21 protein-coding genes, 3 tRNA genes and 2 pseudogenes are annotated in these 26808 nt (G+C 58.6%); 13 read left to right on the top strand and 13 right to left on the bottom strand.

The features are described from left to right. Positions 1–171, top strand: a pseudogene (locus tag HBH25_RS21985) (IS4 family transposase); the annotation flags it as partial. Between the two features lie 100 nt (positions 172–271). On the opposite strand, the gene dnaQ reads toward HBH25_RS21985, so the two are convergent. From dnaQ to HBH25_RS22000, 3 genes are read right to left on the bottom strand one after another with little or no spacing between them, the layout of a single operon-like run. Continuing rightward, complete coding sequence (dnaQ, locus tag HBH25_RS21990; RefSeq protein ID WP_168086113.1) at positions 272–1012, bottom strand: DNA polymerase III subunit epsilon; 741 nt, start codon at positions 1010–1012, stop codon at positions 272–274. A gap of 8 nt (positions 1013–1020) precedes the next feature. Beyond that, complete coding sequence (gene rnhA, locus HBH25_RS21995) at positions 1021–1491, bottom strand: ribonuclease HI (protein WP_168086086.1); 471 nt, start codon at positions 1489–1491, stop codon at positions 1021–1023. 29 nt (positions 1492–1520) lie between these two features. Beyond that, positions 1521–2279: a methyltransferase domain-containing protein gene (locus HBH25_RS22000; protein WP_168086087.1), complete on the bottom strand. Its 759-nt coding sequence runs from the start codon at positions 2277–2279 to the stop codon at positions 1521–1523. Positions 2280–2357: 78 nt separating this feature from the next. On the opposite strand from HBH25_RS22000, the gene gloB reads away from it, so the two are divergent. From gloB to fabI, 8 genes are all read left to right on the top strand, one after another. Continuing rightward, positions 2358–3137 carry a hydroxyacylglutathione hydrolase gene (gloB, locus tag HBH25_RS22005; protein ID WP_168086088.1) on the top strand — a complete coding sequence of 260 codons (780 nt, stop codon included), beginning with the start codon at positions 2358–2360 and terminating at the stop codon, positions 3135–3137. Positions 3138–3234: 97 nt separating this feature from the next. After that, positions 3235–4656, top strand: coding sequence for a transglycosylase SLT domain-containing protein (locus HBH25_RS22010; RefSeq protein ID WP_168086089.1), 1422 nt, complete (start codon positions 3235–3237; stop codon positions 4654–4656). 86 nt (positions 4657–4742) lie between these two features. Then, positions 4743–6572: an extracellular solute-binding protein gene (locus tag HBH25_RS22015; protein ID WP_168086090.1), complete on the top strand. Its 1830-nt coding sequence runs from the start codon at positions 4743–4745 to the stop codon at positions 6570–6572. Beyond that, complete coding sequence (locus HBH25_RS22020; RefSeq protein WP_168086091.1) at positions 6569–8371, top strand: extracellular solute-binding protein; 1803 nt, start codon at positions 6569–6571, stop codon at positions 8369–8371. Before HBH25_RS22015 ends, HBH25_RS22020 begins: the two co-directional genes overlap by 4 nt. Beyond that, entirely contained in the window at positions 8371–9444 is a 1074-nt protein-coding gene (locus HBH25_RS22025; RefSeq protein ID WP_168086092.1) for a microcin C ABC transporter permease YejB, read from the top strand. The genes HBH25_RS22020 and HBH25_RS22025 overlap by 1 nt, the downstream gene beginning before the upstream one ends. Continuing rightward, complete coding sequence (locus HBH25_RS22030) at positions 9444–10463, top strand: ABC transporter permease (protein ID WP_168086093.1); 1020 nt, start codon at positions 9444–9446, stop codon at positions 10461–10463. The genes HBH25_RS22025 and HBH25_RS22030 overlap by 1 nt, the downstream gene beginning before the upstream one ends. A 1-nt stretch (position 10464) precedes the next feature. Further along, on the top strand, positions 10465–12075 hold the full coding sequence (locus HBH25_RS22035; RefSeq protein WP_168086094.1) for an ABC transporter ATP-binding protein: 1611 nt from the start codon (positions 10465–10467) through the stop codon (positions 12073–12075). Between the two features lie 19 nt (positions 12076–12094). Further along, on the top strand, positions 12095–12889 hold the full coding sequence (fabI, locus tag HBH25_RS22040; RefSeq protein WP_168086095.1) for an enoyl-ACP reductase FabI: 795 nt from the start codon (positions 12095–12097) through the stop codon (positions 12887–12889). Positions 12890–13024: 135 nt separating this feature from the next. On the opposite strand, the gene HBH25_RS22045 is transcribed toward fabI, so the two are convergent. The 6 genes from HBH25_RS22045 to tig form a co-directional block, all read right to left on the bottom strand. After that, a complete protein-coding gene (locus HBH25_RS22045) occupies positions 13025–14899 on the bottom strand; it encodes a SurA N-terminal domain-containing protein (RefSeq protein ID WP_168086096.1) in 1875 nt (624 codons plus the stop codon). Between the two features lie 153 nt (positions 14900–15052). Continuing rightward, on the bottom strand, positions 15053–15391 hold the full coding sequence (locus tag HBH25_RS22050) for an HU family DNA-binding protein (RefSeq protein ID WP_168086097.1): 339 nt from the start codon (positions 15389–15391) through the stop codon (positions 15053–15055). 126 nt (positions 15392–15517) lie between these two features. After that, on the bottom strand, positions 15518–17914 hold the full coding sequence (lon, locus tag HBH25_RS22055) for an endopeptidase La (protein WP_168086098.1): 2397 nt from the start codon (positions 17912–17914) through the stop codon (positions 15518–15520). 162 nt (positions 17915–18076) lie between these two features. After that, entirely contained in the window at positions 18077–19360 is a 1284-nt protein-coding gene (clpX, locus tag HBH25_RS22060) for an ATP-dependent Clp protease ATP-binding subunit ClpX (protein WP_168086099.1), read from the bottom strand. Positions 19361–19456: 96 nt separating this feature from the next. Beyond that, positions 19457–20104: an ATP-dependent Clp endopeptidase proteolytic subunit ClpP gene (gene clpP / locus HBH25_RS22065; protein ID WP_168086100.1), complete on the bottom strand. Its 648-nt coding sequence runs from the start codon at positions 20102–20104 to the stop codon at positions 19457–19459. An 88-nt stretch (positions 20105–20192) separates the two neighbouring features. Beyond that, positions 20193–21506: a trigger factor gene (tig, locus tag HBH25_RS22070; RefSeq protein ID WP_168086101.1), complete on the bottom strand. Its 1314-nt coding sequence runs from the start codon at positions 21504–21506 to the stop codon at positions 20193–20195. Between the two features lie 168 nt (positions 21507–21674). On the opposite strand from tig, the gene HBH25_RS22075 reads away from it, so the two are divergent. Beyond that, a complete protein-coding gene (locus tag HBH25_RS22075) occupies positions 21675–22310 on the top strand; it encodes a biliverdin-producing heme oxygenase (protein ID WP_178089103.1) in 636 nt (211 codons plus the stop codon). A 144-nt stretch (positions 22311–22454) separates the two neighbouring features. Here HBH25_RS22075 and hepT read toward each other — a convergent pair. Further along, a pseudogene (gene hepT / locus HBH25_RS22080) lies at positions 22455–22808 on the bottom strand (type VII toxin-antitoxin system HepT family RNase toxin); the annotation flags it as partial. 555 nt (positions 22809–23363) lie between these two features. Between hepT and HBH25_RS22085 the strand changes: the two are divergent. The 3 genes from HBH25_RS22085 (at position 23364) to HBH25_RS22095 (ending at position 26405) form a co-directional block, all read left to right on the top strand. Further along, positions 23364–24236 carry an acyltransferase family protein gene (locus HBH25_RS22085; RefSeq protein WP_168086102.1) on the top strand — a complete coding sequence of 291 codons (873 nt, stop codon included), beginning with the start codon at positions 23364–23366 and terminating at the stop codon, positions 24234–24236. A gap of 261 nt (positions 24237–24497) precedes the next feature. Beyond that, positions 24498–25535 carry an SGNH/GDSL hydrolase family protein gene (locus tag HBH25_RS22090; protein ID WP_218585511.1) on the top strand — a complete coding sequence of 346 codons (1038 nt, stop codon included), beginning with the start codon at positions 24498–24500 and terminating at the stop codon, positions 25533–25535. Between the two features lie 180 nt (positions 25536–25715). After that, on the top strand, positions 25716–26405 hold the full coding sequence (locus HBH25_RS22095; RefSeq protein ID WP_229632007.1) for a site-specific integrase: 690 nt from the start codon (positions 25716–25718) through the stop codon (positions 26403–26405). Positions 26406–26414: 9 nt separating this feature from the next. Here HBH25_RS22095 and HBH25_RS22100 read toward each other — a convergent pair. The 3 genes from HBH25_RS22100 to HBH25_RS22110 all read right to left on the bottom strand — a co-directional run bounded on the left by HBH25_RS22100 (position 26415) and on the right by HBH25_RS22110 (position 26738). Then, positions 26415–26499 (bottom strand) — tRNA-Leu (locus HBH25_RS22100). A gap of 53 nt (positions 26500–26552) precedes the next feature. Continuing rightward, positions 26553–26628 (bottom strand) — tRNA-His (locus HBH25_RS22105). 33 nt (positions 26629–26661) lie between these two features. Next, positions 26662–26738: transfer RNA gene (locus HBH25_RS22110), tRNA-Arg, on the bottom strand. Positions 26739–26808: the final 70 nt, after the last annotated feature.

A 26808-nucleotide genomic window follows, 5' to 3' on the forward strand; every position in this document is an offset into this window, starting at 1 on the left:
GTCATGGCTGCGGCCAATCCGGTATCAGCTACGGGTAGAAGGTTGGCTGAGTTGCGGGGAGGTGTCGCGGGTATGTTTCTGGATCACCGTCCAAGGCCAGGGCGACCAAGGACGGTGAAGATTTCCACAACCCGGTATCCGGTGGATCGTAAGGCTGCTCCGCTTAAGTGAACAGCATTACAGCTTAGGCCGGGGCTTTTTCATTGGGGCTGACTGCTTCCAACGTGCTGTTGAACATACTTAGGTTCCACCAACAGCGGATGTAGCAGGCTTATGCCGGGTTACCTTCCTGTGCCCACAATGCCGGGGCACCCGCTGCTTTTGCAATGCGGGCAAGGTGTTCCACATGAGACGCCAACTCTGCTTCATTGGCTGCGATCACCCGCCCGGCAGGCCGGCTGAGCAACGGCCGGCGTACTTCGCTGCCGTGCCCACTGTCGCCCTCTTCTCCCTCGCCGCTTCCGGCCAGTGACAAGGTGGTTTGGCCACCTGTCATGGTCAGGTAAACGTCGGCGAGCAGCTCGGCATCCAGCAACGCGCCGTGCAGCGTACGCTCGCTCAAGTCGATCCCGTACCTTTTGCACAGGGCGTCCAGGCTATTACGCTGGCCAGGGTGACGCGCGCGCGCCAATGCCAGGGAATCGATAACAGTGCAGTACTGGGTGAGGTCTGCCCGGTCTGCCTGACCCAGCAAGGCGAATTCGTTGTTGATGAAGCCTACGTCGAACGCGGCGTTGTGGGCCACGAGCGTGGCCCCCTGAATGTACTCGAAGAATTCGTCCGCCACTTCGGCGAACCGGGGCTTGCCCCTCAGAAACTCCGACGTTATGCCGTGAACACCAATGGCCCCTTCGTCGCTTTCCCGGTCTGGCTGCAGGTAGATATGGAAATTGCGCCCGGTAAGCCGCCGCCCCACAACCTCCACACAGCCGATCTCCAGCACACGGTGGCCATCGGTGACTGGCATGCCTGTGGTTTCCGTATCGAACACTACGATACGCTGAGCCGTCATTGGTGTTGTCATGACCTTACCCCCTGTTGACCCTGACGAAGCTGGCGCACCTCGCTGACACCGCGGTTGGCCAGGTCGTCGGCCCGCTCGTTGCCATGGTGGCCGGTATGCCCGCGTACCCATTGCCAGCTCACCTGGTGCCTGGCCACCTGAGCATCCAGCAACTGCCAGAGGTCGGCGTTTTTCACAGGCTCGCGGGCCGCTGTTTTCCAACCGCGCTTCTTCCAGTTGGGCATCCACTGCTGAATGCCTTTCATCACGTATTCGGAATCCGTGACGAGGTTGACCTGGCAGGATCGTTTAAGCGCTTCGAGCCCGCGGATGGCAGCCATCAGCTCCATACGGTTGTTGGTGGTGGAAGGCTCGCCCCCCCACAGCTCTTTTTCCACGCCCGCACACACCAGCAGCGCACCCCAGCCGCCGGCGCCCGGGTTGCCCTTGCAGGCCCCATCCGTGAAAATTTCTACGACATCGCTCATTGTTCAGCCTGTATCGAAACGTGAACCGCTTATTGACCGCCTTCACGCCTGTTGAGCTTGGCCAATGGCAGGGGCAGCAATTTGCCCATGGGCTCGCGGCGTGGCGGGCGCAAAGGACGCAAACCCACCACCAGCTTGCGCGCGATCAGCACGTAAAAACCGCCACCCACGCTCTGCCAACGACCCGCGACACGCTCCCAGCCCGCCATGCGGGCTTGCCAGGCAGGCGAGGCAAGCGGCGGACAATAGCACCCGAAACGCCTTTTCTCCAGTGCGAAACCCAGCAGGTTCAACCAGTCCGCGACCCGGGACGCCGAGATGCAGCGGGCCCTGCGTAATGCACCTTGGGAGAACGCACGGCGCGCGCCCCACGGGCTCCAAGGATTGATGCCAACGATCACCAGGTGCCCACCGGGGCGCACTGCCCGTGCGGCCTCGCGCAGCAAACCATGAGGGGATAGGGAAAAGTCCAGCCCATGCTGAAGCACGACCAGGTCTGCAGCGTGCTCCCCCAGCGGCCACGCCTGCTCTTCGCAGGCGATCTGCACCCCTGGCAATGGCGCACCCAGCCTTACATGGTGCTGGATGCGTGCCGCCACAGGGGGCGCTTCGGCGTGGGGGCCGTAGTGCACAAGGTAACCGCCGAAGAACTTTTCCAGCTCTGCGCATAGCACGGCCTGCTCCTCGCGCAGCAGCAACTGGCCCAACGGCTCTTCGAACCACTCCCTGGCCTGGCCGATGAGCTCGACCCATTGCTGATCCGCCTGTGCGAATGGCTTGACTGACATTGCTGCTCCTCCGGGTTTCCCCTGTGCCCCGCCGGCCCTACTATGTGCAATCTACTTCAAAGCGTAGCGAACCCCGCCATGATACAGATCAATGCCCTGAGCGCATTCACCGATAACTACATCTGGCTGTTACAGGATGATTCGACACGCCGCTGCGCGGTGGTGGACCCTGGGGACGCCGCCCCTGTGAGGCACTGGCTCGACGCACACCCCCAATGGATATTGACGGACATTCTGGTCACTCATCACCACCACGACCATACCGGTGGTGTGGTTGCGCTCAAGCAGCACACAGGCGCGATCGTGTCCGGCCCTGCCGGTGAACATATTCCTTCACTGGACCGGCGTCTGGAAGACAACGCTCGGCTGCAGGTGCTGGGCTTGGACCTACGAGCCGTGCTGGTTCCAGGGCACACCGCTGGGCATATTGCCTTTATCCACGAAAGCCCAACCCAGCCACTGGTGTTCAGTGGCGACACGTTGTTTGCCGGAGGCTGCGGCAGGCTGTTCGAAGGCACTGCCGCACAGATGCATACGTCCCTCGGCAGGCTGTCGACCCTGCCAGACGAAACGCTGGTGTATTGCGCCCATGAGTACACCTTGAGCAACCTGCGCTTTGCGCACGCCGTCGAGCCTGGCAATACGGTGCTTGCCCAGCGCCTGGCCCAGGTGGCCGAACAGCGGGCACGCAATGAAATCACTCTGCCCAGTACCCTGGCCATAGAGAAAGCGACCAACCCCTTCCTTCGGGCTGGAGAAACATCTGTTAAACAAATAATGGAGCGCCGTGCGGGCACTCCGTTGGAGAGCGAGGCCGCTGTCTTCGCCGCTATCCGCGCCTGGAAGGATGTGTTCTGACCCCCCTCCACACCAGGGGATTGTTTTGAAAGGTTGACCATCCACCACCCCCTTTCTAGAATCCCCGCACATTTTTGCCCGGACATCCCTGCCGCCAATGTCGCTTCTCACGCCTGCCTCCTCGTCTTCCCGTGCCCTTACACGGCTTGCCCAAGCCATAGCGCTGACTGCATCCGCTGCACTGGCGGGGTGCCAGAGCGCGGCCACGGTAGACGAGGCCCCTACTGCAAAGCCTGCCTCTGCGTTGATGAAGCGGGCCAGGCCAAAGCCGGTGTTCCAGGCTGCACGCGACACGCACCAGGCCCCCTTGGACCTCTGGACCCGCATGCGGGACGGCTTCCAGTTGCAAGACGGCGTGGACGTCAACCCGCGCGTAGAGCAGCAACGGCTCTGGTTCGTGAGCAACCCCCAATTCCTGCTGGGCTCCGCCGACCGCGGCAGCCTCTATCTGCACTACATCGTTGAGCGCCTTGAAGAGCGCAACATGCCCTTGGAGCTTGCACTGCTCCCGGTGATCGAAAGCGCCTACAACCCTTTGGCACTGTCCCGCGCCAATGCAGTGGGGCTATGGCAGTTCATTCCGTCCACGGGCCGCTACTTCAACCTGCGCCAGACCAACCTCTACGACGGTCGCCAGGACGTTACCGCGTCCACCACGGCCGCACTGGACTACCTCACCAAGCTGCACGAGATGTTCAACGGTGACTGGCTGCTGGCCCTGGCGGCCTACAACGCCGGCGAAGGCACCGTCAGCCGTGCTATCGAGCGCAATGAAAAGCTGGGCCTGCCCACCGATTACTGGAACCTGCCCTTGCCGCAGGAAACCCGCGACTACGTCCCCAAGCTGCTGGCGCTTTCCCAAGTGGTTTCCTCACCCCAGGCCTATGGCGTGGACCTGGAACCCATCGCCAACCAGCCCTATTTCAAGGTGGTCGAGGTCAATACACGGCTGGACCTGGCACGGGTTGCCGCATTGGCGGACATCGACGAAGACGAGCTCTACCAGCTCAACCCTGCCTTCAAGAAACGCATGACCCTGGACCGTCCACAGCACCTTCTGGTGCCCACGGCCAAGGCCCAGCTGCTGGCCGACAGCCTGTCTGCCATGAAACCCGAACAACTGCTTTCCCTGAGGCCGCGCGAGAAAGTCTTCGAACAGGTCGCCAGCACTGCACCGGCACAGCGGCGTAATTATCGGGTGCGCTCCGGGGACAACCTCTCCTCCATTGCCAAGGCCAACAAGGTCAGCGTGAGCGAACTTCAGCGCTGGAACAAGCTCAGTGGCAAACGCCTCCGGGCCGGGCAAATGCTGGTGATGCAAGGCGGCGCAAAGCCTAGCAAGGCTGTTCAAGCTGCACAGGCCCGCCGCACTACCCAATACACCGTGCGCAAGGGGGACTCCTACTCTCTGGTGGCCAAGCGGTTCAATGTGCCTGCACAGCACCTCAAGCGCTGGAATCCTCGGGTAGGCAAAGCCCTGCGCCCTGGGCAAACGCTGACCGTCTACGTAGACCGGTAACAACACAGCCTTAGTAAGGCCGCCGCCTGCGCGGACTTCACCGTCCGTGGTAAGGTAGCGCCTGGCCACTTCGAAGCTGTGACCTGATGCGCGCTCTTCTTTTCCTGCTGCTGGGCTTGGCCCTCTCTGGCCCTGCCCTGGCTACGCGCATTGAAAGCCATGGCTACGCGCAATTTGGCACCCTCAAATACCCTGCCAGCTTCACCCACTTTGGTTGGGCCAACCCGAATGCGCCCAAAGGCGGCACGCTGCGGATCATGGCAGCCGGCACATTCGACACCCTGAACCCCTACACCCTCAAAGGCACAAGCCCTACTGCCACCGCCAACTTCCTCCAATATGGCGTTAGCGAACTGAGCGAGCCGCTGATGATAGGCACTGGGCAGTACGACCCGTCGGGCGACGAGCCTACCGCCAGCTATGGCCTGATTGCGCGCACGGTCGAATACGCCGATGACCGCAGCTGGGTTGTGTTCAACCTGCGCCCTGCGGCCCGTTTCAGCGATGGCCGGCCGGTTACGGCGGCAGACGTTGTGTTTTCCTACCAGACGCTGCTCAAGCAAGGGCACCCCCAATACCGCACCAGCCTTCAGGAAGTGCAGCGCGTGGACCTGCTAGGCCCGCACCGCGTGCGTTTTGTGTTCAAGCGGGCGGGCAACCCACTGCTTATCCTGCGCCTGGGGGAAATGCCCGTGCTTGCTCGGCATTACTGGCAAGGCCGGGACTTCCAGGCGACCACCTTCGACCCCCCTGTTACCAGCGGGCCCTACCGCATCACCCAGGTGGTGCCCGGCCGACGGCTGGTGTTCGAGCGCAACAGGCAGTGGTGGGGCAAAGACCTGCCCGTGAACCAGGGTAAATACAACTTCGACCGTGTCGAAGTTGAGTTCTACCGCGACAGCAATGTGGCGTTCGAAGCGTTCAAGGCGGGCGAATTCGATATTTACATCGAGCATCAGGCCAAGAACTGGGCCGGTGGGTACAATTTCCCAGCGGTAGCCGAGGGGCGAGTGATTCGGCAGGAAATCGCACACCGTATACCCACGCAAACCCAGGGGTTGTTCATCAATACGCGCCACGCACGCTTCAGCGATGTTCGGGTGCGCCAAGCCTTGGGGCTGCTGTTCGATTTCGAATGGACCAACCGCACGCTTTTCAGCGATGCCTACCAGCGCGCAGCGAGCTACTTCCCCAACAGTGATTTTACGGCCAAAGGCGTGCCTACCGGGCAGGAGGCACTGCTGCTTTCCCCCTGGCGCAAGCGCTTGCCTCCAAGCCTGTTCACTGAGCCCTTCACGGTGCCGCACACCGATGGCAACGGCCTGCCACGGGACGCACTGCGCACGGCCATGTCGCTATTGGCCGAAGCGGGTTGGATATACCGTGATGGGCAATGGCGCAACCGCCTGGGCCAGCCGTTGCAAGTGGAATTGCTGCTGGTGAACCCCTCTCTGGAGCGCATTCTGGAGCCCTACGTGGAAAACCTGGCACGCATGGGCATCAACGCGCAGTTGCGCACGGTGGACCGGGCACAATACAAGCAACGCCTGGACCAGTTCGACTTTGACATGGTTCTCATGACCTTGCCGCAGACGCTCAGCCCAGGCCTTGAGCAATGGCAATACTTCCACTCCAGCCAAGTAGGCATCAAGGGGAGCAAGAACTACGCCGGCATTGCAAACCCTGTAGTGGACCGCTTGCTGGAGCAGTTGCTGGCCGCCCATAGCCGCGAGGATCAGGTGGCTGCGGCGCGGGCGCTGGATAGGGTACTGCTGTGGCAGCATTACATGATTCCCAACTGGTACCTGGCTTATCATCGCCTGGCGTACCGAAACCGTTTCGCCTTTCTGCCTACACCGCCTTATGCGCTGGCCTTGAACACCTGGTGGCTCAAGCCCGTGGAGATCGACCGATGACGCTTCACTCTGCCCTACCCCGGCTAGCCTGTACCCTGTTGCTGGTGGCAACCGGAATAGCACGCGCGGGCAACGAACATGCTATTACGCTATACGACGAGCCGCCTCGTTACCCTTCTACGTTTACGCACTTCGATTATGTGAACCCGGATGCCCCCAAAGGCGGCACCTTCCGGCAAGCTGCCATTGGCGGGTTCGATAGCCTTAACCCTTACATCACCAAGGGCATCCCGGCCGATGGCCTGGGCCAGCTGTACGACACCCTGGCCGTACAAGGCCTGGATGAACCCATGACCGAATACGGGCTGGTAGCCTCCCGCATCGAGAAGGCCCCGGACCACACGTGGGTACGCTTCTACCTGCGCCCGGAAGCGCGCTTCCATGACGGTCACCCGCTGCGTGCCGAAGACGTTGCCTTCAGCTTTACCGCACTCACGACCCAAGGCGCGCCGTTCTACCGTACCTACTATGCCGACGTCGCCCAAGTGGTCGTAGAGAACCCGTTGCAGGTGCTGTTCAAGTTCAAAAGCAATGGGAACCGTGAGCTTCCACTCATCCTTGGCCAACTGCCCATATTGCCTAAACACTATTGGGAAGGCCGGGACTTCGAACGAGGCAACCTGGATATTCCGCTTGGGGGCGGCCCCTACCGTATTGCCTCCGTGCAGGCGGGCCGCTCCATACGGTATGAGCGCGTGAAAGACTACTGGGCCAAGGACCTGCCCGTGAACCGCGGGCAGTACAATTTCGACGCCTTGGTTTACGACTATTACCGCGACTCCACTGTTGCCCTGGAAGGCCTGAAGGCCGGCCAGTTTGATTACTGGCAAGAAATGATCGCCAAAAACTGGGCCACCGCCTATGACGTGCCCGCTGTAAAAGAGGGCCGCCTGGTGCGCGAAGAGCTGCCCAATGGCAGCCCCACGGGCATGCAAGGGTTCGTGTTCAACCAGCGGCGCCCCCTGTTTACTGACATAAGGGTGCGCCGCGCGCTGGCCTTGATGCTGGATTTCCAATGGACCAACAAGCAGTTGTTCAATGGCGCCTACAAACGCAACACCAGCTTCTTTGAAAACTCCGAAATGGCTGCCAAGGGGCTACCAGACGCAGCAGAGCTCAAGCTGCTGGAACCACTGCGTGGCCAGGTCCCGGCCGAAGTGTTTACTCAGCCCTGGGAGAACCCGGTTACCGATGGCAGTGGCATGATCCGCGAGCAACAACGCGAAGCCTATCGGCTGTTGCAAGAAGCCGGCTGGCATATTCAGGACGACCGAATGCTAGACGCTCAAGGCCAGCCTGCGGTGATTGAATTCCTGGTTGCCCAACCCGATTTCGAACGCATCCTGCTGCCCTACAAGCGCAACCTCAAGGACCTGGGTATCGACCTTGTATTGCGCCGGGTAGACATGTCCCAATATGTGAACCGCCTTCGCTCCAGGGATTTCGACATGATCGTTGCCAGCTTTCCTCAATCGGCGTCTCCAGGCAACGAACAGCGCGGCTATTGGTCCAGCGCCGCCGCCGACAACCCCGGCAGCCGTAACTTCATGGGCTTGAAGGACCCGGCCGTGGATACCTTGGTGGACGGCCTGATCAACGCCGATTCACGGGCCAGCCTCGTCACCCACGCCAAGGCGCTGGACCGTGTTTTGTCCTGGAATGCGATCCTGATCCCCAATTGGCACCTGGATACTTGGCGGGTCGCTTACTGGAACCGCTTTGGCCACCCTGCCCGGCCACCACGCTATGACATTGGCTTGAACACCTGGTGGGCCAAACCAGCCGCGGAGGCGCACTGATGCTGGCCTACTTCATACGGCGCCTGTTGCTGATCGTACCCACGCTCTTTGGCATCCTGATCATCAATTTCATAATCATTCAGGCGGCGCCAGGCGGCCCAGTCGAGCAGATGATCGCCAAGCTCGAAGGCTTCGAGGGCGCTACCAGCCGCATCGGCGGCGGTGGCGCGGAAGTGGCCATGGCCGGCTCCAACTACCGGGGCGCACAAGGCCTGGACCCTGCGCTGATCTCCGAAATCGAGCGCCTGTATGGGTTCGACAAGCCTGCGCCCGAGCGGCTCTGGATCATGATCAAGAACTATGCCCGGCTGGATTTCGGCGACAGTTTCTTCCGAGACGCCAAAGTGACTGACCTGATTCTGGAGAAAATGCCGGTCTCTATTTCCCTGGGGCTGTGGAGCACCCTGATCATGTACCTGGTCTCCATCCCTTTGGGGATAGCCAAAGCTACCCGTCATGGCTCTGCCTTTGACGTATGGACCAGTTCAGCCATTGTCATCGGTTATGCCGTACCGGCGTTCCTGTTTGCCATCCTGCTTATCGTGCTGTTCGCTGGCGGCAGCTACCTGAACTGGTTCCCGTTACGCGGGCTGACCTCAAATGACTTCAACCAGCTCAGCGTGGGTGGCAAGGTGCTCGACTATTTCTGGCATTTGGTACTGCCGGTCACCGCACTGGTGATTGGCAACTTCGCCACCATGACCCTACTGACCAAGAACAGCTTTCTCGACGAAATCGGCAAGCAATATGTGGTCACAGCGCGAGCAAAGGGCCTTACCCGCCGCAAAGTGCTGTATGGGCATGTGTTTCGCAACGCCATGCTGCTGGTAGTGGCCGGTTTTCCATCCGCCTTCATTGGCATTTTCTTCACAGGCTCGCTGTTGATCGAGGTCATCTTTTCCTTGGACGGGCTTGGCTTGATGAGCTTCGAGGCCGCGATCAACCGGGATTACCCTGTCGTGTTCGGCACACTGTTCATCTTCACACTGGTGGGCCTGCTGGTGAAACTGATCGGCGACCTGACTTATACCCTCGTAGACCCCCGCATCGACTTTGAAGGCAGGAAGCACTGATGGCCCTTTCCCCTCTCAACCGGCGAAGGCTGCAGCGGTTCAAGGCCCACAAACGAGGCTGGTGGTCGCTATGGCTGTTCAGCACCTTGTTTGTGCTCAGCCTGGGTGCCGAACTGATTGCAAACGACAAGCCGTTGCTGATTCACCTCAACGACGCCTGGTATTTTCCAGCGTTCGAGCGTTACCCGGAAACCGCCTTTGGGGGCGAGTTCCCCTTGGAAGCCAATTACAAAAGCCCCTATGTGCGTGACCTGCTGGAGCGCCAGGGTGCGAAGGTACTGTGGGCACCTATCCCCTTCAGTTACCAGAGCATCAACTACGAGCTGAAAGTCCCCGCCCCGGCGCCGCCTTCCCGGCAGAACTGGCTAGGCACCGACGATCAAGGCCGCGACGTGCTGGCACGGGTGATCTACGGTTTTCGCATTTCCGTGCTATTCGCCCTTACCCTCACGCTACTCAGCTCGGTAGTGGGCGTACTGGCAGGGGCGCTGCAGGGGTTCTACGGAGGGTGGGTAGACCTGGCAGGTCAGCGTTTTCTGGAGGTGTGGTCCGGCCTTCCTGTACTGTACTTATTGATCATTCTGGCCAGCTTTGTGCAGCCCAACTTCTGGTGGCTGCTGGGGATCATGTTGCTGTTTTCCTGGATGAGCCTGGTGGACGTGGTACGGGCCGAATTCCTGCGCGGGCGCAACCTGGAGTATGTTCGCGCCGCGCGTGCCCTGGGCATGCGTGACGGCCCCATCATGTTTCACCACATACTGCCCAACGCCATGGTGTCTACCATGACGTTCCTGCCATTCATTCTCACGGGGGCCATCGGCACGCTGACGGCTCTGGATTTCCTGGGTTTTGGCTTGCCCGCCGGCTCACCCTCGCTAGGGGAACTGGTGAGCCAAGCCAAAGGCAACCTTCAGGCGCCCTGGCTGGGCTTGAGTGCGTTTACTGTGCTGGCGCTGATGCTCAGCCTGCTGGTGTTTATCGGGGAGGCCGCCCGCGATGCGTTCGACCCAAGGAAATGACATGAGCCATGAGACCCTGATCGAAGTTCGAAACCTTGCGGTTGAGTTTCAAGGCGACAATCAGGTGCAGCGTGCGGTGTCCGATGTCAGCTTCGACATTCGCCGTGGGGAAACCCTGGCCTTGGTGGGTGAAAGCGGCTCAGGGAAATCAGTCACCGCCCACTCGATCCTGCGGCTGCTGCCCTACCCCTTGGCCCGCCACCCTAATGGGGAAATCCGCTATGGCGGGCAGGACCTGCTACAGGCCAACGAGCGTACCCTTCAGAAGATCCGTGGCAATCGTATTGCGATGATTTTCCAGGAGCCCATGACGTCGTTGAACCCGTTGCAGCCTATTGAAAAGCAGATCGGCGAAGTGCTGGCCTTGCATAAAGGGCTGCAAGGCTCAGCTGCGCGTGAACGCATTCTTGAGTTGCTGGCCTTGGTGGGTATTGCGGAACCGGCTCGACGGCTCAAAGCCCTGCCCCATGAACTGTCGGGCGGCCAGCGTCAGCGCGTAATGATTGCCATGGCCCTGGCCAACGAGCCTGAACTGCTGATTGCAGACGAGCCTACCACCGCCCTGGATGTGACGGTACAGCTGCGTATTCTCGACTTGCTCAAGGACCTCCAGGCACGCCTGGGCATGGCGATGCTGCTCATCAGCCATGATTTGAACCTGGTACGACGAATTGCCCACCGCGTATGTGTCATGCAGCGCGGTTGCATCGTCGAACAGGCTACGTGCGAGCAGTTGTTCAAGCAGCCAGCGCACCCCTACACCCGAGAGTTGCTGGCGGCAGAGCCAGCAGGCGCACCGGCCCACAACCCGCCCGCCGAGCCTTTGCTGGACGTGCAGCACCTGAAGGTCTGGTTCCCGATACGCAAAGGGGTACTGCGCCGAACCACGGACCACATAAAGGCCGTGGATGGCATAGGCTTTACATTGCAGCGCGGGCAAACCCTGGGAGTGGTCGGCGAAAGTGGGTCGGGTAAATCCACGTTGGGCCTGGCCATCCTGCGGCTTATCCATAGCCAAGGCGTCATACGGTTCCAAGGCAAGGATCTGCAAGGGCTGAGCCGGGCTGAGGTACGGCCCTTGCGGCGAGAGTTGCAGGTGGTGTTTCAGGACCCGTTCGGCAGCCTCAGCCCGCGTATGAGCGTGGAGCAGATCGTTGCCGAGGGGCTGCGCATTCATGGCATCGGTACGCCACAGGAGCAACAGGCGGCGGTCATTGCCGTATTGAGAGAGGTAGGCCTGGACCCGGACACTCGGCACCGCTACCCTCACGAGTTTTCTGGAGGCCAGCGGCAACGCGTGGCCATCGCCAGAGCCTTGGTGCTACAGCCGGCACTGATGGTGCTGGACGAACCCACCTCGGCGCTGGACCGAACGGTTCAACGCCAAGTGGTGGAATTATTGCGTTCATTGCAGGCCAGGCATGGCCTGACATACGTGTTCATCAGCCATGACCTGGCAGTGGTCAAGGCGCTGAGCCACCAGTTGGTGGTCATGAAGCAGGGCCAGGTCGTAGAACAAGGGGAGGCCGCAGCCATTTTTGCCGCGCCGCAACACCCCTACACACAACAGCTACTGGAAGCAGCCTTTCTGGCCCCGGTCGCTGTCGATTAATTAGAAGAGGAACAAACACATGGGTTTTCTCGCCGGTAAGCGCGTACTGATCGTTGGTGTAGCCAGCAAATTGTCCATTGCTTCGGGTATCGCAGCAGCGATGCATCGCGAAGGTGCAGAGCTGGCCTTCACCTACCAGAACGACAAGCTGAAGGGGCGCGTAGAGGAATTCGCCGCTGGCTGGGGCTCCAGCCCTGCGCTGTGCTTCCCTTGCGACGTGGCCAATGACGAAGAAATCGCCAAGGTGTTCGAAGCGCTGGCCAAACAATGGGATGGCCTGGATTGCATCGTTCACTCTGTAGGTTTTGCCCCTGGCGACCAACTGGACGGCGACTTCACCTCTGCAACGACGCGTGACGGGTTCCGTATCGCTCACGACATTAGTGCCTACAGCTTCGTTGCCCTGGCCAAAGCAGGTCGCGAATTGATGAAGGGGCGCAATGGCAGCCTGCTGACCTTGTCGTACCTGGGCGCCGAGCGCACCATGCCTAACTACAATGTGATGGGCATGGCCAAGGCCAGCCTGGAAGCGGGCGTACGTTACCTGGCGCGCAGCCTGGGTGCCGACGGCATTCGCGTAAACGCGATTTCTGCCGGGCCCATCCGTACCCTGGCCGCTTCGGGTATCAAGAACTTCCGCAAGATGCTGGATGCCAACGAGGCCCAGACCCCTTTGCGCCGTAACGTGACTATCGACGAAGTCGGCAATGCCGGTGCATTCCTGTGTTCGGACCTGGCGTCCGGTATCAGCGGCGAAATCATGTATGTGGACGGCGGCTTCAATACGACCGCCATGGGTGACTTGACCGAATAACCGGTTCTTTCACTCACAAAAAGGCCGCTTGAAGAAGCGGCCTTTTTGCATGCTTTGCAGGGCATGAAGCCCTCACCCCCCTTACACCGCAGGCTAAGCCTGGGTGTAAGGGCAATGGCCAGCAAGCGAACCGTATCAGTACCGTTTCACTTCAGCCTTCTCTTCCAGCAGTTTGCGGAACGCAGCGAAGTCCATCTGGCCCCGGCGCGAGGCCAATGCCTGACGATAGCTGGCCTTCTCGGCATCCGTAGGTACTGCACCTTCATTGACGCCGTTCAAGCGCAACACCACCAGGCTACCGTCGCGCAAGGCAATGGTGTCGTACGTGGGTTTACCCTTCTCAGTGGGTTTTGGCATCTTGAACACGGCATTCAACACCGCAGCATCGAAACCTTCCTGCGAACGGCTGGCCGCTTCCACGGTTTTCCAGGTTTGGCCGTCCTGGGCCGCCGTCGGCGATACCTTGCCATCGCGTAGCCCAGCAACAAGGGCTTCACCCTTGGCCTTGGCTGCAGCAGCGGCGCGTTCACGGGCCAGTTCACGGCGAATCGGATCAGCCACCGCTTCCAGGGTAAGCTGAGTGGGTTTGCGGTGCTCTTTGGCATGGACCACTACGGTGGTATCCGGGTCCAGTTCGATAGCGCTGCTGTTGGCGCCCTCTTCCAGCACTTCCTGGCTAAACGCTGCCTGAATCACAGCACGGTTAGCCGTGATGCCCTGCGCACCACCATCCCGCCCGAAGGGCTCGGAGGTTTGCACCTTCAGGTTCAGGTCCTGGGCAGGTTGAACCAGGTCCGAGGCTTCGAAGGCGGCGTCTTCCAGTTTCTTGGTAGCGTCCACATAATGCTGCTCGACCTGAGCGGTTTTCAGCTCGCGGGTAAGCTTGTCCTTCACACTGGCGAACGAAGGCACCTGTGGCGCCTCTACGCCCAACAGCTTAATCAGGTGATAGCCAAACTGGGTGCGCACCGGCCCGGAGACTTGATCCGGCTTGAGTGCATACAGCGCCGTTTCAAAGGCTTCGTCATAGACGCCCTTGCCTGCGTAGCCCAGGTCACCACCACTGGCAGCCGAACCCGGATCCTGAGAGGTTTCCTTGGCCACTTTGGCGAAGTCTTCGCCCTTGGCCAGCCGAGCCTGGATTTCAGTGATCCGGGCCTTGGCCTGTTCGTCGCTGACCTTGTCGTTCACTTCTACAAGAATGTGGGCAGCGCGGCGTTGCTCAGCCAGGTTGGCGATTTCTTTCTGATACTGGGCCTGCAGGTCCTCGTCGCTGACCTTTACCTGGTCGAAGAAGGCGGACTTCTTCAGCTCGATATAGTCGATCACAACCTGATCCGGGCTCATGAACTCTTTGGCATGGGCCTCGTAGTACGCTTTCACGTCTTCATCGCTGACTTTGATGGCCGAAGCATCGGCCTTCAGCGTGAGGCTGGCAAAATCACGGGTCTGCTTGCTCAGCCGGGCATAAGCCGTCACTTCATCGTCGGTTACGAAGCTGGTGCCCCCTAAGCCTGCACGCAGTTGGCCGATCAGCATCTCTTCGGCCAGTACCTGCCTGAACTGCAGGCGGGACAGGCCCAGTTGGCCGATGAACTGATCAAAGCGTTCGGCGCTGAACTGGCCGTTTTGCTGGAACTGCGGGGTACGGAGAATTTCCTGGTCAACCGCTGCATCAGAGAAGGCAAAGCCCGCATTGTGAGCGCCTTGAACCAGCAGCTTGCGGTCAATAAGCCCTTTGAGGGCCGCTTCACGCAACATTTTGTCGTCCAGCAGTGAGGGGTCGAATTCACGCCCCAACTGTTGCATCAGCTGGCGCCGCTGGCGCTCTACCGCCTGGCCAAGCTCAGCTTGGCTGATGGTATCGCCGTTTACCTTGGCAGCGTCCTGGCTATGGCTGGTGGCGCGGAAGATCGCGTCAAAGCCCGTGAGTGCCATCAGCACCACGATAACGCCGATGATTGTCTTGGCAATCCACCCTTGTGAATTGTCCCTGATGTTTTGAAGCATGCTTCCCCCAGCAACGGCCATCTACATCCATGACCGCCCAGAACCGATATGAAAAAGGCGCATCCGAGGATGCGCCTTCTCGTCACTTGCCCATCTGCGCCTACGTGGCTAGCCGACCCAGGCCGATTTGGCCAGGTCGCACCCGCCTGTTATTCAGTTGGCCGCTTTTTTCGTACTTTTGGCTGGTTTGCTAGCCGCGGCCTTGGAGCCTTTCTCCAACTTATTCACCGCTTCTTTCAGGTTCTTGCCGGGCTTGAAACCAGGGATCTTGGCGGCGCTGATTTTGATGGCTTCGCCCGACTGCGGGTTGCGGCCTGTGCGCTCAGCACGCTCCTTGACCTGGAATGTACCGAAACCGACCAGTACCACGGAGTCACCAGACTTCAGTGCATCAGTAACGGATTCAATCACGGCGTCCAGCGCTCGACCAGCAACGGCTTTCGGGATATCAGCAGATGTTGCGATGGCATCGATCAGTTCCGACTTGTTCACTCTAAGTCCCCTTATCTCTATCTTGAGTTATTTCTAAGTTTTTTAGGCGGTAACAGGTGCCGGACAAATGGTTCCGACAAAACAAGCCGCCTGTTACAGCGGCTTGGGAATTCTGCGAGTGGGCTGTCAGTGCGTGCTGACCCTTTCCTTGGCATCACCCTCACGCTTGTCGTCCTTGGCCACAATGTCCGAAGCAACGTCAGGCAAGGGCTCCGGCGCGTATTGCAGCGCAATTTGCAGGACCTCGTCAATCCATTTGACAGGCTTGATCTGCAGATCCTGCTTGATGTTGTCCGGGATTTCCTTGAGGTCGCGTACGTTTTCCTCTGGAATCACTACAGTCTTGATGCCACCCCGGTGTGCTGCCAGCAGTTTTTCCTTCAACCCGCCAATGGCCAGGACTTGGCCACGCAGGGTGATTTCACCGGTCATGGCCACATCGGCGCGCACAGGGATCTGGGTCAAGGCCGACACCACAGCCGTGCACATGCCTACGCCTGCGCTTGGGCCGTCCTTGGGCGTGGCACCTTCAGGCATGTGAATGTGGGTATCGCGCTTCTCGTGGAAGTCCAAGGCAATACCCAGGCTTTTCGCACGGCTGCGCACCACGGTCATGGCCGCCGTGATGGATTCGCCCATCACATCGCCCAGTGAACCCGTTTTGATCAGGTTACCTTTACCAGGAACTACCGCAGCTTCGATGGTCAGCAACTCACCACCTACCTGCGTCCACGCCAAACCGGTGACCTGGCCGACCTGGTCCTGCTGTTCTGCCAAGCCATAACGGAACTTGCGTACGCCCAGCAGGTGCTCCAGCGAATCAGGTGACACGGTAACCGACAAATGCTTGGCCTGGGCATGCTCCTTGACGACCTTGCGGCAGATCTTGGCGATCTGACGCTCCAGGCTACGGACACCGGCTTCGCGCGTGTAGTAACGAATGATGTCGCGGATCGCGGCCGTTTCGATGTTCAACTCGGCCGTTTTCAGGCCATTGGCCGCCACCTGCTTTGGAGTGAGGTAGCGCTGGGCAATATTGATCTTTTCATCTTCCGTGTACCCAGGCAGCCGAATGACTTCCATCCGGTCCAGCAAGGCCGGCGGAATGTTCATGGAGTTGGAGGTGCACAGGAACATCACGTCCGACAGGTCGTAATCGACCTCCAGGTAGTGATCGTTGAAATTGTGGTTCTGTTCTGGGTCCAGCACTTCAAGCAGGGCTGACGCCGGGTCGCCACGCATGTCGCTTCCCATCTTGTCGATTTCATCGAGCAGGAACAACGGGTTGCGGACGCCTACTTTAGTCATTTTCTGGATCAGGCGGCCCGGCATGGAGCCAATATAGGTGCGGCGGTGACCACGGATTTCCGCCTCGTCACGCACACCGCCCAGGGCCATGCGCACGAACTTGCGGTTAGTGGCATTGGCAATGGACTCAGCCAAGGAGGTTTTACCCACGCCAGGCGGGCCGACCAGGCAAAGCACCGGGCCACGGATTTTCTTCACCCGCTTCTGAACCGCGAGGTATTCAAGGATGCGTTCCTTGACTTCCTCAAGGCCATAATGGTCGGCATCGAGGATCTGCTCGGCACGTGCCAGGTCCAGCCGTACCTTGCTCTGGGCTTTCCAAGGCACCTGAACAAGCCAGTCGATGTAGGAGCGCACCACGGTGGCCTCAGCCGACATGGGCGACATCTGCTTGAGCTTGTTCAATTCGGCATTGGCTTTGGCCAATGCGTCCTTGGGCAGGCCAGCCGCTTCGATGCGCTTTTTCAGCTCTTCGACTTCGTTGTGGCCTTCATCGCCGTCACCCAGTTCTTTCTGGATGGCCTTCATCTGTTCGTTCAGGTAGTACTCGCGCTGGCTACGCTCCATCTGCTTTTTCACGCGGCCGCGGATACGTTTTTCAACCTGCAACAGGTCGATTTCTGCATCAAGCAGCGCCAGCACACGCTCTACCCGCGTAGACAGCTCGATGATTTCGAGAATGTCCTGCTTCTGCTCTATCTTCAGCGCCATGTGCGCTGCCATGGTATCTACCAGGCGGCCTGGCTCATCAATGCTGTTGAGTGAAGACAGCACTTCCGCGGGCACTTTCTTGCCCAGCTGCACATACTGCTCGAACTGAGACAACAGGCTACGTACGAACACTTCGGATTCGCGGTCTGGCGCAGGCTTTTCTTCAATAAGGCTGACCTTGGCGCGTATGTGCCCGTCCACCTCGATGAACGTGTCTACAGAACCCCGTTGCTCGCCTTCAACCAACACTTTTACCGTGCCATCCGGCAGCTTCAGCAACTGAAGCACAGTGGCCACCGTACCTACCCGGTAGAGCGCGTCTTCACCCGGATCATCGTCGCCCGGGTTGCGCTGGGCCAGCAGCAGGATCTGTTTTTCCCCTGCCATAGCCGCTTCGAGGGCTTCAATGGATTTTTCGCGACCCACGAACAGTGGGATAACCATATGCGGGTAAACCACCACATCACGTAGTGGCAATAGAGGCAATTCGATGGTCGTCTTCATGGTTTCGCCTCTTCAGCAGCGCAGCGCCGCTCACAGATAAAAATAAACATGAGGCTAATCTGGGGGTAGCCTCGGAAAAAAACAAGCGTGGCGCCTGAACAAAAAAAGGGCCCGAAGGCCCTTTCTGCTATCGCTCAGCCCAAAAAGCCGGCAATGCGTACATCACGCATCAGGCGCTGCCTTCGCAGGCGGCTCGCTGTTCTCGTAAATCAACAGCGGCTTGGACGTACCTTCGATGACGCTTTCGTCGATGACCACCTTGCTGACATCCTTCTGGGAAGGAATTTCATACATGGTGTCGAGCAACACGCCTTCAAGAATGGAACGCAACCCACGCGCGCCGGTTTTGCGTTCCAGAGCCTTGCGAGCGACGGATTTCAGTGCGTCGTTGCGGAACTCAAGGTCCACACCTTCCATTTCGAACAGCTTGCCGTATTGCTTGGACAAGGCGTTCTTCGGCTCGGTGAGGATCTGTACCAGCGCCGCTTCGTCCAGTTCGTCGAGGGTTGCCAATACTGGCAAGCGGCCTACGAACTCAGGAATCAGGCCAAACTTGACCAGATCGTCTGGTTCAACTTCACGCAGCGACTCGCCCACCTTTTTGCCTTCTTCGCGGCTACGTACTTCCGCGTTGAAGCCAATGCCACCCTTGGCGGAACGGTTCTGGATGACTTTCTCCAGCCCCGAGAAAGCGCCGCCGCAGATGAACAGGATGTTGCGGGTGTCCACCTGCAGGAATTCCTGCTGGGGATGCTTGCGCCCGCCCTGGGGAGGCACGGACGCCACGGTACCCTCGATCAACTTGAGCAACGCCTGCTGCACGCCCTCACCCGACACGTCGCGCGTGATGGACGGGTTGTCCGACTTGCGCGAAATCTTGTCGATCTCGTCGATGTAGACAATGCCCATCTGGGCCTTTTCCACGTCGTAGTCGCACTTCTGCAATAGCTTTTGAATAATGTTTTCAACGTCCTCGCCCACATAGCCGGCTTCGGTCAACGTGGTGGCGTCTGCGATAGTAAAGGGTACATTGAGCAGGCGGGCCAAGGTTTCAGCCAGCAGCGTTTTACCCGAGCCGGTCGGCCCGATGAGCAGAATGTTGCTTTTGCCCAGCTCTACGTCATCACTTTTCTTGTCGCGCTGGTTTAGCCGCTTGTAGTGGTTGTACACCGCGACCGCAAGGACCTTCTTGGCACGCTGCTGACCAATCACATATTGGTCCAGAATGCCGCTGATTTCCTTGGGCGAAGGCAACTTGTGAGAGCTGCTTTCTGCCTGGGCTTCCTGCACCTCCTCGCGGATGATGTCATTGCACAGGTCAACGCATTCGTCACAGATGAAGACCGAGGGGCCGGCAATCAACTTGCGTACTTCATGCTGGCTTTTGCCGCAGAAGGAGCAATAAAGCAGTTTGCCGTTGTCCTCGCCGTTGCGGGTGTCAGTCATTCGATCTATCCAATCCTGTAGGCTTGAAACACAAGATGAAGGCAATTGCGGGCTTTTTCAAGCCCGCGAATGGCGGGAAAGCCCGCCAAGCTGGATTCACGCCTGTGAAGCGGGCATCTGCCGCTTATCGAGCACTGAGTCCACGAGGCCGTATTCGGCCGCACGTGCCGCGCTCATGAAGTTGTCACGGTTGGTGTCTTGCTCGATGGTTTCGATGTTCTGGCCGGTGTGGTAAGCCAGCAATTCGTTCAGCCGAGCACGAATGGAGAGAATTTCCCGGGCATGGATGTCGATGTCCGAAGCCTGGCCCTGGAAACCGCCCAGTGGCTGGTGAATCATCATGCGCGAGTTCGGCAGGCAGTAACGCTTGCCTTTCGCCCCACCGGCCAACAGGAACGCGCCCATGCTGCAGGCTTGGCCAATGCAGATAGTGGACACGTCTGGCTTGATGAACTGCATAGTGTCGTAGATCGACATGCCTGCAGTCACCGAGCCACCGGGCGAGTTGATGTACAGATGGATGTCCTTGTCCGGGTTCTCTGCCTCCAGGAACAGCAACTGGGCGGCTACGAGGTTGGCCATGTAGTCTTCGACCGGCCCAATCAGGAAGATTACCCGCTCCTTGAGAAGACGAGAGTAGATGTCGTAGGCGCGTTCGCCACGGGCAGACTGCTCGATAACCATCGGGACCAGGCCACCAGCGGCCTGGATGTCAGCGTTCTGAATATAAGAATTGCGGGACATGCCTGCACTCACTCCCAATTAGTGATGACTTAGATACGCATAAGCCAGCGCGAAGGCTGGCTTATGGTTGTTCCGAAGCTGGGCCGTCTTACTCGGCTTCAGGCGTCGCCTGGGCCGGTTTTACTGCTTCTTCGTAGGAGACCGCTTTGTCAGTCACACTAGCTTTCTGCAAGACAGTATCCACAACTTGTTCTTCGAGCACAACCGAACGGACTTCGTTCATTTGCTCGTCGTTCTTGTAGTACCAGCTCACCACCTGCTCAGGCTCCTGGTAGGCCGAGGCCATTTCCTGGATCAGCTCGCGCACGCGGGCGTCGTCTGGCTTGAGTTCGAACTGCTTGACCACTTCAGCCACGATCAGGCCCAGCACTACACGGCGGCGAGCCTGCTCTTCGAAGAGCTCAGCTGGCAGTTGGTCTGGCTTGATGTTGCCACCGAACTGCTGCACGGCCTGAACCCGCAGGCGGTCCACTTCATTGGACAGCAGGGCCTTCGGCGCTTCGATCGGGTTGGTGGCCAGCAAGCCATCCATGACCTGGTTCTTGACCTTGGACTTGATAGCCTGGCGCAGCTCACGCTCCATGTTCTTGCGAACTTCGGTACGGAAGCCATCGATGCCGCCTTCCTTGATACCGAACTGGGCGAAGAACTCGTCGGTCAGCTCTGGCAGCGCAGGCGCGGCAACGCTGTTGACGGTGACGGTGAACTCAGCGGCCTTGCCGGCCAGGTCCAGGTTCTGGTAGTCCTCGGGGAAGGTCACGTTCAATACGCGCTCTTCACCAGCCTTGGCGCCTACCAGGCCATCTTCGAAGCCTGGAATCATGCGGCCGGAACCCAGCACCAGCTGAGTGCCAGTGGCCGAGCCACCAGAGAAGGCTTCACCGTCGATCTTGCCTACGAAATCGATGGTTACCTGGTCATCGGTTTGCGCTTCGCGCTCGACCGCTTCATAACGCACATTCTGCTTGCGCAGGATATCCAGCATGTTGTCGACGTCGGCGTCATTCACATCGGCGCTCTGGCGCTCGACGCTGATGCCTTCGAAACCGGCCACGGTGAATTCGGGGAACACTTCGAACGTGGCGACGTATTCCAGGCCCTTGCCCTTCTCGAAGGCTTTAGGCTCTACGGAGGGGTTGCCGGCCGGGTTCAGCTTCTGCTCGACCACAGCTTCGTAGAAGGTAGCCTGGATCAGGTCGCTCAGGGCTTCCTGACGCGCAGCGCCTTCGTAACGCTGGCGGATGACGCTCATCGGTACCTTGCCAGGGCGGAAACCCGGTACCTTGGCATTACGGGCAGTCTGTTGCAGACGCTTGTTGACTTCGGTTTCGATGCGCTCGGCAGGAACGCCGATGGTCATGCGACGCTCGAGCGCCGAAGTGTTTTCAACAGAAACTTGCATGGATATTCCTCGTTGCACAGACGATAGCCGGCGATTCCGACCCCAGATCAAGGGCAAGCATTCTAGTGATTCGATTGACAGAAGTCACCCCGTGCGAAGCGCCTGAAATTCAAGGGGTGCTGGCCACTTTCTATACCCGTGTTGCAGAGGGGTCACCTAGGCAGGTCAATGGCGGTAGGCCAGCGCGTAAGGGGCTGGTATTCTGCAGGGATTCTTTTTCCAGCGGAGCGCGCCATCATCGCCTCGGACACTTCCCCCGCCCTGGCCGCCCTGCGCGATGCCACCCGGGAATTGCATGCCACACTCGATGCAGCCTCACCCTTGACCTCGCCCGATTTCTCCAAGGCGGATTACCTGGCCTACGCCGCACGGGTAGCGGGCTGGATGAGACCGGTGGAACAGCAGCTGTATGGCACCGGCCTACGGTGGCCGGCTGACCTGGCAACCGCTGCACGTGGGCAGAAAAGCGCCTGGTTGGTGGAAGACCTGGGCGAAACAGCGCCCCAACCGGATTGCCCTTATGTGCCCCAGCCTACTAGCCTGGCAGCTGCCTATGGCCTGGCTTACGTGTGCGAGGGCGCCACATTAGGTGGCGCTTACCTTTACAAACGGCTGTCCCCACAACTGGCGCCTTTGCCACTGGCGTGGCTGCGTGGGTATGGGCCGGACACTGGAGTGATGTGGAAAGGCTTTCTCGCTCATTTGTCTCAGGATGTGACTACGCCCGAAGACATCGAAGCCGCTGCCGAAGCGGCTCGCAATGGGTTTGTGACGTTCGAGCGGTGGATGCGGGAGGGGCAGTAGCGCGCCCTGACAGGCAAACGACCTGCTGGTGCTTGGGGCCGCCTCTAGCACCGCCCAATAAAGATCCGGTTCGCCCGCGCTGCCCAGGCTCCCACATGAACGCAGAGCGCCTGAGATTTACAGAACTTGTTTTGGGCCAAGCCTTTACAAGGGACGCTTATCCCTATCCTGCCGCAGAATACTCGAACTGAACGCCATGAAGTCGCCCAAGTGCTTCGTAATAATTGACACCACGATAGGCAATTGCAGCGATTGGTATTCATGCACCGCTATGTTCCTGAACCCCACCATGTTTTTCATGGAGGGCAACAATGACGCCTCCAACCAGCCACCGCGGGCCAATAGCTCGAACACATCACGGCTGCTCTGAGGCACGCCTAGCCGTTCCCGGCGAATCAGGTGCTGCCCCATATCCAAGGCTGCCGCACAGGCGCGTTGCACGTTGAGGATTACTGAGTCCTGGCGGGTAACATCCTGCGCGAAAGTATCCGCCCCCTTGTCATACTTTCCAACTCTTACAGCTTGCGCCGCTGGAACCTAGATCATGCTCGCCTGACATAACACCAATATAATCAATAGCTTATGCCGTACACCACCTCATAAGCCGTCTCAGAATAGCCCGCACAGTTCACGCTGTGCATTTGCCGTGTACACGCTCCTTTTACGCACCCTCCCCGGCACCTCCCGCCGACACCCTGCCGTCCTGGCGAGGTTACCCTACACAAACATTTAATCCGCATGGGATACTCAATGGACCGCTGGAAAGCATCTTGTGGAATAGTCGATGAGCAGGTCCGTTGCCGGGCATGTGATGCCAGGGAGGATCTGCGTGAGGCGCGGCACCCTTTCGAGCACCGGGAAGGTGCGCCGCAGCGATCCAGGCAGAGCAAATGCCCTGGCGGGATCTTGCGGCGTTGCTGAGGCGTGAGCTTCTAGCGCCCATTGGCCCGGGCGTGACGTGAGTGGTCCACCGAACGAAACGGATCTGTAATTCTTTGGGTACGACTAAGATGCGTATAGAATCGCTGCCGCACCCTATTAGGCAGCAGGCGCATGATCAAAAGCATTCAATATCTGCGATTTCTGGCCGCAATTCTCGTGGTTTATGGCCACTCAAATTTGCAGATCTATGGCGTGGCCCCACACACCACAAACCTTGGCGGCTTCGGCGTTGACATCTTTTTCGTGATCAGCGGCTTTATTATGCCATACATCATTTTTGGCGGGCTGCTTAAGGAGGGAACTGCGACTACTATGTCGGCGGGTTCGTTCATGTGGCGCCGGGTGACTCGTATATGGCCAATGTACGCAGTCACGATCATGGCGGTTGTGGCTTGCTGCTTTGTGGTCGGGAAGGGTTTGGTAGCTGATCCTACCGTCGATCTAGCGTACTTTTACAATGTGTACCGTGCAGAGCCAAGCTGGATATTCGAGACGCTGACATTCACGCACGGGTCCAGGCCTCCGATTCTAACGATTGGCTGGACATTGCAGATGGAATTTGTCTTCTACGCTGCGATAACGGCTGCGCTGCTTTTCCGGGCCAGATCTTTGGAAGGCATTGAATCTGGCGTCGTGGTCATTTTATTTGGAGCCCTTCTGCTTTCTAGCAAGTCGGTTGTGGCGGCGACCTTCGCCAGCCCGATCATCTTCGAGTTTTTCCTAGGGGTTTTCCTTTATCGCTTAGCGTCCCGCGGCGTATTAATGAACAAATCTATTGCGATGTTTGTAGCACTGTTGAGCATTCCCCTCTTTCTTACGATCGACCTTCTCGGTTTGGTTCCCCTTCCTAGTGCCTACACTAGGCCTATCTCTTGGGGGTTCCCTGCCTTTCTGTTGGTGTGGTCAATGCTAAGGCTAGAGGGCTGCCTGCCACGCTCTAGCGTTCTGTTGCTGCTGGGCGATGCTCCTACAGCCTTTACCTGAGCCACGGTGTATTGGCGCCTTGGTTCGCATTCTTCTGGGTCAAGCATGAACTCGTCACGGTGCCCGCTCCCATATATCTGCTCGTCTACCTTGTGACTTGCCAGGTGGTTGGCGTGCTGGCTCATCTCTACATTGAAAACCGATTAACAATTTCATCCGATCTAAATCAGGAAAAATCAGGAAATGCGCCACAGCCTAATGCTTGGACTAGCCATGCTGGCGACCTCGGCTTTTGCGACAGTTTCGCCGGATGGCGCGCCGATGGATGAAAACTATCACTCTTGCTCAAATCTCGATTGCAGCATATATGTGTCAAGGAAGTTTTCCATAGAAAAAAGCCCACTTTCTGGGGATTCGGTCTACGGGGAGACCTTTTTTTCTGGTGACACAAAAACACACCGGCTCTTGTTCAAGCCTCAAAAGATAGAGTACGTGTTCAACCCGAACACGGGGCAGGTGTACTCGGAGGGATCGGATTACAAAGTCACGGATGACGGAATAGAGGTCATAGAGGGTGGACTGATAAAGTCAGCTCCGGCTGGTTACGTTGATTCGATGCCTGAACAGGATAGGAAACTGTATGGCGTGAAGGTAACCCGTGAATTCCAGCAATACCAATACGCCGTAACATACCGGAAGAAAGACGTATTCAGGGTGAAGGTCTATGGAAGTCTTGGCGCACATTCCAATTTACTAGGGAGGCAGCCGACAGCCGTTACTTGGTTTGGCGACTCCATTACAGAAGGGGCCAATGCAACGTCCTCCTACGTCGCACCAAACCAGCCGGGGTACGCAGGCCTGGTCATGGCCAGGCTAAACGAAATGAACCCAGGTATGTGGCAATACCGAAATAATTCGGTAGGGGGATGGAGCACGCGAAATGCTGCAGCAGCAGTCAGCTACCGCGTAATGGATAAGCCGAGCGACCTGATAATTCTCGCCTTTGGCATGAACGACTCGAACGGGATTAGCCCGGCTGAATACCACGAAAACCTAGCGAAGGTGATCACTGCTATACGCTCCACGCAGCCAAGTGTCCCCGTTCTGTTGGTCAGTGGTACGCTCGCGAACCCTGCCAGCTCCATCCAGAAGCCAGAGGCCTTACGGCAGTATCTCGGTGAACTGGAAAAAATAACGGATGAATTCACGGATGTTGCTGCCGTAGATGTGAGCTCGCTGTGGGAGCTACTGCTCAGGCGGAAAAGCTTTTACGATGTCACGGGTAATGGCCTCAATCACCCAAATGACTTTGGCCATCGCCTGCTTGCAGACGCCGTGCTAACCGCGCTTGGTCGGTAATCCTACTCGCAAGTTTATGGCGCGATTAACCCATGAGCACGAAGTGTAATGAGAATCTGGTTGACGGCATAGCCGGTGGCGGCCTGAGAGCCATCGCTGTTTGCAATGGCTGCTTGGCAAGCCCCGACAACCTTTTTACCGGCCACGGACAGACCGGTCACAGTATTAATCAACTGGTGCATGACGGAGTTGGAATGGCAACTGCCCAACCCTGTGAAGGGCCGAACGATGAAGGAGCCAGAAGGCCGGGTACGCTGGATCACCCGGGCGGAGGCTGAAGCGCTGTGCAGAGTGGCCAGGCAGCAAAGGCATGGGGACCTGCTTGAAGACTTCATACGGCTTGCCGTGAGCACCGGTTGCCGTAAGGAGGAGATGCTGGGGCTTGAGTGGCGACGGGTTGATATGGCCAACCGCCTGATCTACTTGGAAGGCGCCAACACCAAAGCCTCGAAACGTCGCAGCATACCGCTGAACGAAGGGGCAATGGGGGCGATAAAGAGCCGGATGGCGGAGCGGGCGACCTACTGCCCTGCCACACCCTGGGTGTTTGCCAGGCGCGATGGGGAACGAGCGGTCGATGTGTCGGAGGGATTCGAGGCGGCTTGCGCCAAGGTAGGCATCAAGGACTTCACTATCCACGACCTTCGCCATACGTGTGCGGCCTGGCTGGTAACAGCAGGCGTTCACTTGATGGAGGTCAGGGATTTGCTGGGGCACTCGACGGTGCAGATGACTGAGCGGTACGCGCACCTTGCACCGGCCAGGGTGCGGGATGCGGTCAGTGTGCTCGACAAGCCGATGTCACAATCTCGCTACAGTGATAATCCAGTGGGTCACACTGGTGAAGCGCTCAAGCTCGTAAGTGCTTGATTTGTAATATGGTGCGGACGAAGAGACTCGAACTCTTACAGCTTGCGCCGCTGGAACCTAAATCCAGTGTGTCTACCAATTTCACCACGTCCGCAAAACGCTTAAAGCAAAGGCGCCACACTTGCGTAAGGCGCCTTCCTACAAATATGGGGTGGACGATGGGAATCGAACCCACGACAACTGGAATCACAATCCAGCGCTCTACCAACTGAGCTACGCCCACCATATTGCATCACTTGTACCGAAGCTGCCTGAATGGCGCACCCGGCAGGACTCGAACCTGCGACCATCCGCTTAGAAGGCGGATGCTCTATCCAGCTGAGCTACGGGCGCTCGGTATTTCGACTTCAGGCTGAAGCGAAAAAGCCGTTACCGCGTCAATGCCTTCCAACCAATTGATGAA

It is taken from the genome of Pseudomonas quercus, assembly GCF_012033695.1.
Lineage (GTDB): Bacteria > Pseudomonadota > Gammaproteobacteria > Pseudomonadales > Pseudomonadaceae > Aquipseudomonas > Aquipseudomonas quercus.